At 38.8% G+C, this 13,736-nt stretch carries 14 protein-coding genes; 11 read left to right on the top strand and 3 right to left on the bottom strand.

The window, feature by feature from the left end; genetic code table 11:
• Positions 1–14 precede the first annotated feature (14 nt).
• Positions 15–914, top strand: a complete 900-nt coding sequence (locus tag V7266_RS09630; RefSeq protein ID WP_335467674.1) for a TIGR01777 family oxidoreductase — start codon at positions 15–17, stop codon at positions 912–914.
• Between the two features lie 22 nt (positions 915–936).
• Here V7266_RS09630 and V7266_RS09625 read toward each other — a convergent pair whose 3' ends face one another.
• On the bottom strand, positions 937–1,992 hold the full coding sequence (locus V7266_RS09625) for a DUF3231 family protein (protein WP_335467673.1): 1,056 nt from the start codon (positions 1,990–1,992) through the stop codon (positions 937–939).
• A gap of 142 nt (positions 1,993–2,134) precedes the next feature.
• Between V7266_RS09625 and V7266_RS09620 the strand changes: the two genes are divergently transcribed.
• Positions 2,135–2,497, top strand: a complete 363-nt coding sequence (locus V7266_RS09620; protein WP_335467672.1) for a group I truncated hemoglobin — start codon at positions 2,135–2,137, stop codon at positions 2,495–2,497.
• 48 nt (positions 2,498–2,545) lie between these two features.
• Here V7266_RS09620 and V7266_RS09615 read toward each other — a convergent pair whose 3' ends face one another.
• A complete protein-coding gene (locus tag V7266_RS09615) occupies positions 2,546–2,914 on the bottom strand; it encodes an SET domain-containing protein (RefSeq protein WP_420491363.1) in 369 nt (122 codons plus the stop codon).
• Positions 2,915–3,077: 163 nt separating this feature from the next.
• Here V7266_RS09615 and V7266_RS09610 point away from each other — a divergent pair, with 163 nt between their 5' ends.
• From V7266_RS09610 to V7266_RS09575, 8 genes are all read left to right on the top strand, one after another.
• Positions 3,078–3,482, top strand: a complete 405-nt coding sequence (locus V7266_RS09610) for a hypothetical protein (protein WP_335467670.1) — start codon at positions 3,078–3,080, stop codon at positions 3,480–3,482.
• Between the two features lie 67 nt (positions 3,483–3,549).
• A complete protein-coding gene (gene ilvA, locus V7266_RS09605) occupies positions 3,550–4,761 on the top strand; it encodes a threonine ammonia-lyase (protein ID WP_335467669.1) in 1,212 nt (403 codons plus the stop codon).
• A 179-nt stretch (positions 4,762–4,940) separates the two neighbouring features.
• Entirely contained in the window at positions 4,941–5,135 is a 195-nt protein-coding gene (locus V7266_RS09600) for a hypothetical protein (RefSeq protein ID WP_335467668.1), read from the top strand.
• A 395-nt stretch (positions 5,136–5,530) separates the two neighbouring features.
• The gene (locus V7266_RS09595; protein ID WP_335467667.1) at positions 5,531–6,028 is read left to right on the top strand and encodes a TRAP transporter small permease; all 498 of its coding nucleotides are present in this window, start codon (positions 5,531–5,533) and stop codon (positions 6,026–6,028) included.
• Between the two features lies 1 nt (position 6,029).
• Positions 6,030–7,325 (top strand): TRAP transporter large permease, encoded by a 1,296-nt coding sequence (locus tag V7266_RS09590; protein WP_335467666.1) that lies wholly within the window; start codon positions 6,030–6,032, stop codon positions 7,323–7,325.
• A gap of 51 nt (positions 7,326–7,376) precedes the next feature.
• Positions 7,377–8,402: a TRAP transporter substrate-binding protein gene (locus V7266_RS09585; protein WP_335467665.1), complete on the top strand. Its 1,026-nt coding sequence runs from the start codon at positions 7,377–7,379 to the stop codon at positions 8,400–8,402.
• A 100-nt stretch (positions 8,403–8,502) separates the two neighbouring features.
• The gene (locus V7266_RS09580) at positions 8,503–10,329 is read left to right on the top strand and encodes a sensor histidine kinase (protein ID WP_335467664.1); all 1,827 of its coding nucleotides are present in this window, start codon (positions 8,503–8,505) and stop codon (positions 10,327–10,329) included.
• The gene (locus V7266_RS09575) at positions 10,326–11,057 is read left to right on the top strand and encodes a response regulator transcription factor (protein WP_335467663.1); all 732 of its coding nucleotides are present in this window, start codon (positions 10,326–10,328) and stop codon (positions 11,055–11,057) included. The genes V7266_RS09580 and V7266_RS09575 overlap by 4 nt, the downstream gene beginning before the upstream one ends.
• Positions 11,058–11,119: 62 nt before the next feature.
• On the opposite strand, the gene V7266_RS09570 is transcribed toward V7266_RS09575, so the two are convergent.
• Positions 11,120–11,845 (bottom strand): MurR/RpiR family transcriptional regulator, encoded by a 726-nt coding sequence (locus V7266_RS09570; RefSeq protein ID WP_335467662.1) that lies wholly within the window; start codon positions 11,843–11,845, stop codon positions 11,120–11,122.
• A gap of 238 nt (positions 11,846–12,083) precedes the next feature.
• Between V7266_RS09570 and V7266_RS09565 the strand changes: the two genes are divergently transcribed.
• Entirely contained in the window at positions 12,084–13,523 is a 1,440-nt protein-coding gene (locus V7266_RS09565; RefSeq protein WP_335467661.1) for a glycoside hydrolase family 1 protein, read from the top strand.
• The last annotated feature ends 213 nt before the right edge of the window (positions 13,524–13,736 follow it).

Raw genomic sequence — 13,736 nt, 5'->3', positions numbered from 1 at the left:
ATGGGAGGGGCAATATGAAAATTGTTATCGCTGGAGGTTCAGGATTTATCGGCCAAAAATTGACCAACTTCCTTTTAAAAAAAGGGCATGAAATAGTTATATTAACTAGAACAAAACAAATGCCAGCCGAAAAAATTACCTATGTGAATTGGCTGACTGATGGGGCATCACCTGGGGAGGAAATAAGAAGCGCAGATGCATTTATTAATTTAGCAGGTGTTTCGATCAATCAGGGGAGATGGAATAGGAGTCATCAAAAGCAAATATATGACAGCCGGATGATGGCGACAAAGGAACTGATCCGGATTATCGGCAGATTGGAAAAAAGGCCCAGTGTTCTTATCAATGCAAGTGCCATCGGAGTATACCCAGCGTCCCAAAATACTGTTTATACAGAAGAATCTAGAGAAGTCGCCGATGATTTTTTAGGTAAAACGGTTCATGACTGGGAAAAGCAAGCGGAGGAAGTTGAATCAGCTGGTATTCGGTCAGTTTTTATGAGGTTTGGAGTCGTGCTTGGCCAAGAAGGTGGTGCACTCCCATTGATGGTATTGCCCTATAAACTGTTTGCTGGAGGGACAGTTGGTTCTGGTAAACAATGGGTTTCTTGGGTCCATGTGATGGATGTTATTCGGGCGATTGATTTTGTTTTAGAAAAACCATTGCATGGGCCGGTCAATGTCACAGCCCCTGTTCCAGTTAGAATGAAGGAGTTTGGTCAAACAATTGGATCCGTTTTACACAGCCCGCATTGGCTGCCGGTACCTTCATTTGCAATGAAATGGGTACTTGGGCAAAAGAGTGCACTTGTATTAGAAGGACAGCATGTTGTTCCGGAAATTTTAAAACGAGAAGGCTTTGAATTCTCCTTCTCATTACTCCAGCCCGCTTTAGAGGATTTACTAATAAAATAATGATAATAAAAGCATCCAATAACTAAGATTTATTGGATGCTAAATCGGATCGATCGGCCGCTTTTGGAGGCTCCTCCATCCAGCCATTATCAATCAATATATTAGCCCCATCTTCCACGTAAACCAACATTTCTGCCAGTGAGCGCATATACATGGACCCAATATCTCTTCTTCCATTTACCGCTATTGAATTTCCAAACGACCTTATCTTCATCGAGAACATATCAACTTTGTGAAAGACCATTAATCTATCGGAAAATGGAGAAAAGGTTGATTCCGTTACTAAATGATCTAACTGAGTGGGGAAAGGTAAATTATCCTTTTGTAATTTTTCACTATATTGCTTAACAGATCGGTCTGTTATTTCACGGCCGCGAATGAGAAATTGCCGGACCTTTTCATCCTTTGCAACCTGGCTAAATGCAATTAATAAGCCTTTGCTGGTCGTGTTATTTTCTATGTTATCGTAAAGATGTGTGATTTCCAGTGCGTGAAGCGGGCGAACTTCTCCTAAAAATCCTTTTAAGTAGTTTTGTTTTTTAATAAAATCTACTTTTTCGGGTATAGGCAGTATTGGAGGTTTTATGATAAGACCTTTCGTCATCAAAACATCGTTCAACTGACCGAGAAAGGTAATAGTAGAGACATTACAATAAATGAAAAAGTCTCTGATATCTTCTCTCATCACTAAAGGAATCGCCACATTATATAAACTGAGCCCTGCTTTTGCTGCATACTTTAAATAATGAACGTAAAATTCATCTTCGAATAAGCGAGGAGCTCCAAGATTTACATCGTCTTTTGTAAAACCAATGGGAATAGGAAAGTTTTCTTTTGAAAGGAATTGCTTGATCCGCTGCATAAAATCTTCAGCTAAACTATTGCCGTTTTCCAATAGCAATTTAATATGTTCATCTTCCACATGTTTAAGGAAGTATTTTACTATCTGGATTGACATACTATTCCCTACATAAGTTGCCCATAGTTTTCCGATTTCAGGTGCAGTTAGTTTTGCACTCGGTTTTAAATTATTTGGGCTTAATTTTACTGGTTTAATGACATTATTATTAGTTTGCATCTAAGATTCCCCTAACCTCATTTTTCTTATTTTTTTCTAACAAAAGAAAAATATTCTACTCAATTTATTCCGATAATATTGAATAATATCAATTATTCTGAGGAGAATAGCTCTGTATGTTAGAGAATAGGAGTGAGTAAACATGGAAGAAAATCTTTATGAAAAATTAGGGGAAAAAGAAGCAATCGGGAAAGTGGTAGACTACTTTTATAATGAGTTAGTTTTAAAGGATGAGACAGTCAATCAATTTTTTGAACACACCGATATGGAAAAGCAAAAAAGTCATCAAACGAAATTTATCAGTTTTGCACTGGGCGGGCCCAATCAATACTCTGGTCAATCCATGGCGAAAGCCCATCATGGAATGAATTTACAGCCCGAACATTTTAATGCAATTGTTAACCATTTGCATGACGCACTTGCTCATTATGGTGTGAGTGAAGCAGATATTGATCAAGCATTAACAAAGGTAGCTTCCCTGAAAGATGATATCTTGTACCAATAAGGAATAAAAAGGGGCCAATTTAGGTCCCTTCAATCATTTTATAAGAGGTTAATGAACATCAAACCACACGGGTGTTTGATCAAATGGATCGCCATTGTAGTTAATCATAATTTCTTCGCCTTCTTTAATATCGGTATGGGCATAAATGTCAATGGTTTTTTGGGCTAAGTTGAGCTTATATAAAGCATTTGGTGTATAGGAGTGGTTAAATAACGAGCCGTAGCCTAATGCCAGCGCACATTCCTCTAAATCTTCGCCCCACCAAAATACATACTCTATAAAAATGGTCTTCTTCAATTTTTTGTATTCGCTGCTGGGAGAAATAATAACTGGGGCCTCATGAATCAGTTCGCCCTTGTAGATATTTCTCGTTGCAAAGATTCCCCTGCCGTACTTACATTCTCCTACTTCAAACAATTCCATTCACCGCCTATTATTATCTTTCGTATTGGCTTTTTACTACTTTATGCCATATGGGGGCAGTTTGACTAAGTCCCATCACAGTTAAAAAACACTCACAGTTGTGCTGGTGTATCATAAAATAAATTTAAAATTGTGTACTGAGGTGGGAGTATTCAAGGTGCCTAAACAGCCGAAAGATCCGAAAAGCGAAGGTAAGGAAGACAACTATGATAAAAAATTACAATTGGAGAAAGAGGTTGCCCTTGGACTCTGGATTCAAGTGATTGGACAGTTTATTGAAATAAAAGGGTTATCCGGATTATACCAGTTAGAAGAAGATCTCTATCAGTTAGGTGAACAGCAAATTTTAACAGGGGCTTGGATTCGGACCATCGGTCAATTATTAGAGGCTTTATCTGTACAAAGCCAAATTGGAGAAAATGATCAAATTAAGTTGATCCAAGAACAAAAACTGGCGATTACAGGTGATTTCCTTGTGTCGGTTGGATCTGCCTATGAGGTTATGGGCGGTCTTCGTGTTCTTGAAGAAGAATCCGTTCTGCCTCCACGGATTGTTCCGTAGAGAAGTATAGATCACTGGACCAAGCACATCCTAACAATAATAAAGTGGGATGTAGGAGGTATTTTCATTGATAACCCTAGATGATATTATTCTTGCACGAGAAAAAATGAAGGGGATTGTTCATACAACTCCACTAGATTTTTCGCAAACCTTTAGTACGATATCAGCTAATAATAAAGTCTATCTAAAGTTGGAAAACCTGCAGAAAACAGGGTCTTTTAAGGTAAGAGGCTCCTATAATAAAATGATTTCTTTAACGGAGGCGGAGCTGCAAAAAGGAGTCGTGGCCGCCTCAGCGGGAAATCATGCCCAAGGTGTCGCATATTCTAGTCAAATGTTAGGAATTCCTTGCACAATTGTCATGCCTAAGGGCGCGCCGCTTAGTAAAGTGTCGGCGACCAGACAGTACGGAGCCGATGTTGTATTGCAAGGACATACGTTTGATGATGCCCTTGCGTACGCTTTGGAATTAAAGGATCAGATGGGGGCAACTTTTGTCCATGCCTTTGATGATGATGCGGTTATTGCTGGACAGGGGACGGTCGGTTTAGAAATACTGGAGCAACTTCCAGATGTGGAGGCGATTATGGTTCCGGTTGGCGGTGGTGGATTGATTGGCGGCATTGCACTGGCCATTAAGGAGAAAAATCCTCATGTTCGTGTGTATGGCGTTCAAGCGATGGCTTGCCCGAGTATGAAACAATCATTAGTTGAACATGAACCTGTAAGTGTGGCGTCTTCGCCGACGATGGCAGATGGAATTGCTGTTAAGAAACCAGGGTTACATAATTATGATTTGGTAGAGAAATATGTGGATGATATTATTTGTGTGGATGAAATGGAAATCGCCAGAACGATGTTACTTTTATTAGAAAGAAATAAGCTGCTGGTGGAAGGGTCAGGAGCTGTCTCATTAGCCTCGCTTTTATATCAGAAGGTGAATTTTAAAGAGAAGAATGTGGTTGCGGTTATCAGCGGCGGGAATGTTGATGTAAATTTTATCTCGCGAATTATTGAGCGTGGGATGGTGGAGTCGGGAAGATATGCTAATTTTTCTATGATTGTAAAAGATAAGCCGGGTGAGATGCAAAGGGTATTGAGCTCGATTTCTGAGCTGGATGCGAATATTCAATCGGTTCATCTTGATCATGTTGGCAAGGATATTTATCCTGGCTATGCACAAATTGAGCTTGCGTTAGAAACGAAAAATCAGGACCATATTGAGGAAATCAGGAGAGTTTTAAAAAATAATGGTTATGTGGTTAGGGATTCGGACTAAGGGGGATCGATTTTCAGATTGTGATGTCCGAACTAGGGAAAGGTTCCGACAGGCGAGCCTGATTTCTAGTTGGTGATGTCCGAAGAAGAGCCGGGTTCAGACAGGCGATCCCCGATTTCAAGATATGTTGTCTGAAGAAAAGCCGAGTTCGGACAGTCTAGGTCAGATTCAAGCAGGTGTTGTCTGAAGAAGAGCCAACTTCAGACAGCCCAGCCCAATTCCAGCAGGTGGTGTCCGAAGAAGAGCCAACTTCAGACAGTCCAGATCAAATTCAAGCAGGTGATGTCCGAAATAGAGCCAAGTTCGGACAGTCCGGCCCAATTACTAGCTGTGGGTATGTCCGAACCATGGCCAACATCAGACAGACGAGCTAGATTTTCAGCTGGTCCTGTCCGAACCAAAGACAGATGCGGACAGACCAACTCCGTATCCAGCTTGTTCAATCAAACTAAAATCCCGCATTCGGACAAACCTATACAAATTTCTCCTAACGCTGTTCGAATCAACTTCACCTTTAATTTGCAGCCACAAAAAAAATAATTCTTTGTACTTTTTTATTGAGAAAGACAGACGAATCATTTAACTGTATGCAGTTGAATGAAAACGATAAACATGATAAGTTTAACTTGTATTATTAATTCGTTTAATAAACTAACAAAAAACACCAACCTAAAAAAATCACAAATTATCCTAAAAAAACAACATTTAAAAACATTCATAAGGTCCGTAAAATAAAAGCAAGAAAACGTTTTCAGTTGGAGGAAGGCTTATGAATGTAATCAAGAAAATAGGACTAATTATCGATGAAGTTTTTGAAAAATTCACTTTACTGTCGTTAGTAGCCTTAATCTTGGTCGTAACCACACAGGTTATGACACGGAAATTATTTAATTTTGTTTTCTTTTGGTCAGAGGAAATTACGCTTCTGCTCCTTGCCTGGTTTGCCTTTATGGCCATCGCAATTGGATTTCGCGAGTATATCCATATGGGGATCGATTCATTCACCAATCTATTTCCAAAGAAATTCAATCAGATTCTCGACAAGATTATTAGTGCATCCACTTTTGCCTTTGGGTTATATCTAGTCATACAAGGCTGGGACTTTACCGTATTGATGCTGGATTCTACCCTGCCGGCAACGAAGCTGCCAAGCAGCATAACCTACGCCGTCATGCCGGTTACTGGAGTGATGATTTGTGTCTATTCTCTTCTCCAATTCTTTAACATTAATACCAATCGTCATAAAGACATAGAGGAGGGAATGTAACATGGACACAAATACAATTGGGATTATAATCCTACTTTCAAGCTTTGTCATTTTAATCTTATTTCGTTTTCCGATTGCCCTGACGCTTATTGCATCATCTCTACTAACAGTAATTTACCTGAAGATTCCGCTACCTGTTGTAGGGCAGCAAATGATCCAAGGAATGAACTCCTTTTCACTGCTTGCGATTCCGTTCTTTATCTTAACAGGACAAATCATGAGTGAAGGTGGACTGGCTACAAGAATTGTCAATTTTGCTAGTTTAATAGTTGGCAGGATCCGCGGGGGACTCGCCATGGTTAACAGCGTAGCGGCCCTGTTTTTTGGGAATATCTCCGGCTCTGCAGTCGCAGACGTCTCTTCCGTTGGTTCCGTTATGATCCCGATGATGAAAAAGAAGGGCTATGAGGCAGACTATGCCGTTGGTGTTACCATCGCTTCAGCCATTCAAGGGGTAGTCGTTCCGCCAAGTCATAACCTAGTTTTATACTCCTTAGCAGCAGGCGGCGTTTCGATTGCAAGTTTATTCATGGCAGGGATTGTTCCTGGATTTATCATGTTAATTTCCTTAATGATTACAGGTTATATTATTGCCAGGAAACGAGGCTACCAAAAAGCAGACCCTGTTCCTAGAGCTGAAATAGGCGGTATTCTTATACACGGTTTATTATCACTGAGCCCTGCGGTTATTATTTTAGGCGGGATCCTGACAGGATGGTTTACCGCAACAGAGTCTGGGGCCTTAGCTTGTTTATATTCTTTTATTCTAGCATTTGTCGTTTATCGAGAAGCAAAATTAGCGAATTTATGGAAAATTTTAACCCGGACGATGCGAACAGTCTCGATGGTATTTTTCTTAATTGCAGCTTCAGCTTCATTTGGCTGGATCTTAGCTTATTTAAAAGTTCCTGCCATGGTAACTGATTTATTCTTAAGTATTTCTGATAATCCACTTATTATTCTCTTAATTATTAATATTCTGTTGCTGTTGCTTGGGGCACCAATGGACATGGCACCCATGATTTTAATTATGACGCCTATCCTGCTTCCAGTGGTTACAAGTTTTGGAATGGATCCCGTTCACTTTGGTATTGTCCTTATTTTAAATGCAGGGATTGGTCTATTGACGCCACCGGTTGGAACGGTATTGTTCGTCGGCTGTGCGATCGGAAAGGTCTCGATCCAGCAAGGGACAAAAGCGATGATGCCATTTTTCTATGCACTGCTAGTCGTTCTCTTAATTATTACCTATATTCCTGAGGTGGTACTGTGGCTGCCACATTTGTTAGTCAAGTAGCCGAAGGAAAGGTAACAATAAATTTTTAAAAAATATCAAGGGGGTTATTAGATGAAGAAAAGAAAGATTACTGGGGTTTTAGCAGCAACTTTATTGATGGGGACCATCCTCGCAGCTTGTGGAAAGGAAGAGGCATCAAGCACAAAAAACGGAGGGGCGAAGCAAGAGGAGCCTAAATACACCTTCCGTTTGGCAGACAATCAGCCGCCTGATTATCCAACAGTTGTTGGTGACAAAAAGTTTGCTGAATTAGTAGAGGAAAGAACGAATGGCCGTATTAAAATTGAAGTATTTCCATCCGCTCAATTAGGGGATGAAAAATCCGTGTTAGAGCAAGTGCAATTAGGAGCAATTGAGTTTACTAGAATCAACGCCAGCCCGCTTGCTGAATTTAATAAGGAGTTCACTGCTCTTGGATTACCGTATGTATTCGAAAACGAAGAGCATTTATGGAATTTCCTTAACGGTGAAATGGGAACTAAATTGTTAGATGGATTAGAGCAGTCTAAAATGAAAGGGCTTGCTTACTACGATTCCGGTTCACGCAGCTTTTACTCTACTAAACCATTAAAAAGTGTGAAGGACTTAAAAGGTCAAAAGATTCGTGTACAACAAAGTAAAATTAATATTGATTTCATGGAAGCTTTAGGTGCAAGTGCAACGCCTATGCCATATGGAGAGGTATTCAGTGCCCTGCAAACAGGAATTATTGATGGTGCAGAAAATAATCTTCCTAGCTTTGACTCTTCTAATCATTATCAAGAAGCCAAGAACATTATTTTAGACAATCATCAGCGTATTCCAGAAGTATTGCTAATTAGTAAGACTGCATGGGATAAGCTTTCTGACAAGGATCAAAAATTGATTAAACAGGCAGCCCTTGATTCTGTGAAAACACAAAGAGAAGAATGGGATAAATGGGAAGAGCGTTCCACTAAGAAACTAAAAGATGCTGGCGTAGTCTTTACAGAAGTGGATGATATCCAACCATGGAAAGATGCGGTTAAGTCAATGGTGGAATCATATTCAAAAGATTATAAAGACGTAATGGATGCGATCGAAAAAGCCCGTCCATAATCTTTAGCGCGAGCCTGCAGAAAACCTAGTTGGTAAAAGTTCCATTACCAGCTGGGTCTTTTCTGTTTTAAAAAATACTACTGGTTGGGAAGGAAAAAGAATGAGTAAAATAGCAGAATTTGTAAAACGGTATATACTTTTAAAAAATCAATCCTTAATGATTAAACTCTGCGTATTTTCAAGTTTTCTCGTTATTTTTCCTGTCCTCTCAGTAGGAATTTTCTCGTATAAACGTTCATCTGCTGAGCTTGAGAATGAACTCCGACAATCAAGCAGACAAGTCATCGACCAAGTACAAACGCATATTGAATATTATTTACAGGATTTTGAAATCACCAGTCTCAAGATCATTAATTCCCCGGAATTATCCAGTCTATTAAAATCAACAAAATCCGATCATAAACAAGGTATGATAGATGCTACCCGAAATACCTTAAAAGCGGCAGAGTACTCAAGGGCAGATATTAGTAATATCACGATCCTATTAGATAACGAACAAGTCATTGATACCCTCGGGGCAAGAAATTTTTATCCAGCGACTAAAATCAAAGAAGAGTATTGGTATCGGTTAGTGCCACTAAACGGGATGAGTATGTTAGTTACGAGGAAATTGATATTAGCAAATAATCAGCAGCCTGTTATTTCACTTGTCAGGCGTCTCTATAATCCCCGAACCCTTCTGCCCGTTGGAATTCTCATCATTGATATAAATTTTAGACGAATTGAAGAAATCTCAAATAAGGTAACGATCAGTAAAAATGGCTATTTCTTTATCCTGGATGCAAACGGGCATTACATTTACCATCCTGATTACACGAAGCTTGGAAAAAAGGTAGAATACAAGCAGCTTGTTACCTTAAAAACAGATGGAAGTCATACAGAGATATTAGATAATAAACGAAAAGATTTTGTTACGTTCTCTTATTCACAAAACCTGGGCTGGCAGTTTCTATCAGCTGTTCCATACAGGGATTTAACCGGCGGGATAATCCAGATTGAGAAAACCATTTCTACCACGATAATCGTTTCATTAATTTTGGCCTATCTCATCGGATTTGGCTTCGCGACTAGCATAATTCGTCCGATTCGCCGGTTGCAGCATTTCATGAAGGAAGTAGAGACGGGCCATCTTGAAGGCAGAGTCCGTGTGGTTTCAAATGATGAAATTGGTCAATTAACGGCAGGGTTTAATAATACGGTTGAAAAACTAGCTAATTTACTTGAGGAAGTATACGTATCTAAGTTAAGAGAAGCTGAAATGTCGCTTAAGCAAAAAGAAGTAGAGTTAAAAATGCTTCAATCACAAATGAATCCTCACTTCCTCTATAATTCACTCGAGACGATTAGGGGAATGGCGTTGGAGGAAAATCAGGAGAATATTGCCGTAATGGCTTATTCGCTTGGAAAATTGCTTCGCTATAATTTAAATAATCAATCTTCCACGGTCAGTCTGCGTGAGGAAATCAATTTTTGCGAGATGTACCTTAAGATTCAAAAGTTTCGCTTTGAGGACCGTTTTGACTATCAGTTTGATATTCCCGAATGGGCAATGGAACTTCAGGCTATTAAGTTTTCCCTGCAGCCATTGGTAGAAAATTGCTTTATTCATGGTCACAATGCTGGAGTTAGTAAAATCAAAATTGTGATTTCAGTTTACCGTTATTCTGAATCAACTTATGTGATCAGTATTTGCGATAATGGGAAGGGAATAGAGGAAAGGAACCTAGAAGAAATCAGGAATAGAATTAACCTATTAACACCAGCCAAAGATGGGAAGAATATTGGAATTTTAAATGTGCACCAAAGGATACATTATTTATTTGGCCCGGCATATGGGATCACGGTCAGAAGTAAATTTGGATCGGGGACAAAGGTATTGATCTATTTACCGATTATAGACCAGCATCTGGAGGGGGAGAAACCATGAGAAAGACGATCTTGTTGGTTGATGACGAGAGGTGGGTTCGTACAGCCCTTAAATGGACCATAAATATGTTAAATCTTCCATTGCACGTTGTACACGAATGTGAAAATGGCCTGGAAGCACTTGATTGGATAAAGAATCATAATGTGGATTTAATCATTTCGGATATTCGGATGCCTATTATGGACGGACTTTCATTTGTTAAGGAATTGAGTTATTTAAATAAGAAGCAGGATGTAGTTGTGATCAGCGTGCATGACGAGTTTCAATTCGTTCAGCAGGCTCTGAGGACAGGAGTGACCGATTATCTGCTCAAACCAGTCGAAGAAACGGAACTAAAAGCTTGTCTTGAAAAGTGGCTGGATAGACAAGCTAAAGACATTGAAATTAAAAAGGTAGATGAAAGTCTTCCTTCCTCAACAATCGATCGAGTATTACAGTATTTAGAAAAAACACCTTTAGACCAAATCACACTAAAGGATGCGGCCGAAAGTGTACATATGAATCCAAGTTATTTAAGTCAATTGTTCAAGCAGCAATTAAATAAAAAATTCGTTGATTATCTTACGGAGTTGCGGATTGAAGAAAGCAAACGACTTTTGCGAAATACAACATTACGAATGTCAGAAATTGCGGAGAGGGTGGGCTACGCGGATTTAGCCTATTTTAGTAACAACTTTAAAAGAATCACAGGCTGCTCACCATCGGAATTTCGGAAATCTGCGATTTGAAAATTACAGGGATGAAGCTTAAGCTGCCGGGCTAGGCAGCTTCTTTTTTTAGAGCTAGGCGGTTATTGATTAAGTTGGTAGATTTCACGAGCCATTGATTCAAGAATATAGACAACAGGTACTTGAGTTGTAATATTCGCTTCCTCAATAAATTCTTCCGATACATAATAAGAAATATTGTGGTCAGAAATTTTTGCGATCGTTGAGATTTTATTGTTGGTAATACTAATAATTTTACTTCCTTCTTGTTTCAGTTGATGGAGATGGGTAATCGTAAAATTGGTTTCTCCCGATACAGATAAAGCAATTGTGACACTGTTCGTCCTTAGTTTAGAGTGAATAGGAAAGTGGGGGTCTTTTATATACATTGAAAATTTACCTAAACTAGAGAAATATCTTGCCCCGTATTCTGCCAGGATACCTGAACTTCCGATTCCAATAAAAATCACATTTTCTGCCTTGTTTACAAGATTTGCTGCTATCCTGATTTTTTCCTCTAAATCTCCTTTTAATGTCCGTTCAAAAAACTCGACTAACGAATGCTGAGAACTTTTTATCACCGTCGTTTTACTTTCTTTTAAATACATTTTGAGCTTGATCTTAAATTCTGAGAAACCTTCACAATTTACTTTTCGACAAAAACGTAAAATGGTCGCAGTAGAAACATGGGTTTCATCTGCAAGTTCACGAATTCGCATATAGGCAACTTTGTCACCATTTTGACTGATGTAGTTATATAAAGATGTTTCTAATTCATTAAAAGACGCAATTATTTCATTTGAAAACATGTATGTTGTTTACCCCTTCATTAAAATGATCGTCATTCATTTTAACATAATTCATTGAATGTCACATAGTGTTACATCTTTGTCACAAGTGACTTTCAGTGTGATTAGGAACTAGAACACTCGAACTTATTTACTATCTATTAAAAATTCAGTACGATTCTTAATGAAGTAAAGAGATTAAATTCAAATAGCTTAACAAATATTAACTACTATGGAATAAATATCAGGGGGTACCGATATGGAAAATCAATTCCCAAAAGGTTTTTTATGGGGAGGAGCTACAGCAGCCAACCAAATGGAAGGCGGATATAAAGAAGGAAATAAAGGATTAAATATTGCCGACGTCCTTCCAGGAGGAAAAGAGAGATATAACGTTCTTTTAAACCCTGGATTTGATTTTGAAATCCATACCGAAAAATACAGCTATCCAAATCATGAAGCGATTGACTTTTATCATCGCTATAAAGAAGACATTGCCTTATTTGCAGAAATGGGTTTCAAGGCCTTCCGAATGTCGATTGCCTGGACACGGATTTTTCCAAATGGTGATGAATTAGAAGCCAATGAAGAAGGTTTAGCCTTCTATGATCGGGTGTTTGATGAATTGCACAAGTATGGGATTGAGCCTGTTGTCACCATCTCACACTATGAAATGCCACTTCACCTTGTTAAGGAATATGGCGGATGGAGAAATCGCCAGGTAGTGACGTTCTTTGAAAGATATGCAAAAGCCGTTCTCAATCGTTATAAAAATAAAGTAAAGTACTGGATGACCTTTAATGAAATCAATAGCGGCTTGGTGATGCCGATTCAAGGCCTTGGTTTTTCGATTCAAAAAGAAGAGGATAAATATCAGCCAACCTTCCAGGCGTATCATCATCAATTTCTTGCTAGCGCAATTGCCGTTAAAGCGTGCCATGAGGTCATTCCAAATTCGCAAATCGGCTGTATGATTCTATATGCCCCTGTCTATGCTTTTGACAGCAATCCAGAAAATGTTCTGTATTCCCTACAAGAGGAACAGTTGTTCAATTACTTTTGTGGAGACGTTCAGGTACGAGGGGAGTATCCAGCTTTCATTAAGCGCTATTTTAAGGAACATCAAATTGAACTTGAGATTCAAGACGGCGACTTGGAAACTATAAAAGAAGGTAAGGTTGATTATATCGGCTTTAGTTATTACATGTCGAGAACAGAAAAAAAGGTGAAGTCAGATGAAGAAGCTTCACAAGGAAATATTATTGGCGGTGTGAAAAATCCATTCCTAAAAGCAAGTGATTGGGGCTGGGAGATTGACCCTGTAGGATTACGAATTTCCTTAAATAAATTGTATGACCGTTACCAAATTCCCCTTTTTATCGTAGAAAATGGTTTAGGGGCCTATGACAAGGTAGAAGAGGACGGTTCAATTCATGATGACTACAGAATTGATTATCTACGTGAACATGTTAAGGCAATGGGGGAAGCCATCGAAGATGGAGTAGAGCTGATGGGCTATACGACCTGGGGATGTATCGATATGGTGAGCATGTCTTCAGGCGAGTTCTCGAAACGATATGGTTTCATTTACGTGGACAAACATGACGATGGCAGCGGGACATTGGAACGCAAAAAGAAAAAGTCTTTCTACTGGTATAAAGACGTTATATCGACAAACGGTGAAAATATCGGCAGTTAATTTTTTGTCTTTTCTTATTCCCACAACTTTTTTATTTAACACTTTGTTTGGTTTAATTTACATTTGTACAAATATTTAATAGGTTTTAATCCAAAAGAACCCTTAATGGGTTCTTTTCTATTTTAATGAGAAGGAAGTGTGAAAGGGACCGAAAAGAACTAAAAAAATTAAAATAATCGGGAATTTTTCATAGAACTTTTGTTTATATAAAAA

Origin of the sequence: Neobacillus drentensis, assembly GCF_036965645.1 — a bacterium.
Taxonomy (GTDB): domain Bacteria; phylum Bacillota; class Bacilli; order Bacillales; family Cytobacillaceae; genus Neobacillus; species Neobacillus drentensis_D.
Note: the sequence above shows the minus strand (reverse complement) of the source record. Positions and strands in the feature narration are given on the sequence as shown.

Coding starts and splice junctions, on each gene's coding strand:
- V7266_RS09620 (WP_335467672.1), top strand. CDS start 2,135: ATGGAAGAAAATCTTTATGAAAAATTAGGGGAAAAAGAAGCAATCGGG.
- V7266_RS09575 (WP_335467663.1), top strand. CDS start 10,326: ATGAGAAAGACGATCTTGTTGGTTGATGACGAGAGGTGGGTTCGTACA.
- V7266_RS09585 (WP_335467665.1), top strand. CDS start 7,377: ATGAAGAAAAGAAAGATTACTGGGGTTTTAGCAGCAACTTTATTGATG.
- V7266_RS09590 (WP_335467666.1), top strand. CDS start 6,030: ATGGACACAAATACAATTGGGATTATAATCCTACTTTCAAGCTTTGTC.
- V7266_RS09630 (WP_335467674.1), top strand. CDS start 15: ATGAAAATTGTTATCGCTGGAGGTTCAGGATTTATCGGCCAAAAATTG.
- V7266_RS09570 (WP_335467662.1), bottom strand. CDS start 11,845: ATGTTTTCAAATGAAATAATTGCGTCTTTTAATGAATTAGAAACATCT.
- V7266_RS09625 (WP_335467673.1), bottom strand. CDS start 1,992: ATGCAAACTAATAATAATGTCATTAAACCAGTAAAATTAAGCCCAAAT.
- V7266_RS09565 (WP_335467661.1), top strand. CDS start 12,084: ATGGAAAATCAATTCCCAAAAGGTTTTTTATGGGGAGGAGCTACAGCA.
- V7266_RS09595 (WP_335467667.1), top strand. CDS start 5,531: ATGAATGTAATCAAGAAAATAGGACTAATTATCGATGAAGTTTTTGAA.
- V7266_RS09580 (WP_335467664.1), top strand. CDS start 8,503: ATGAGTAAAATAGCAGAATTTGTAAAACGGTATATACTTTTAAAAAAT.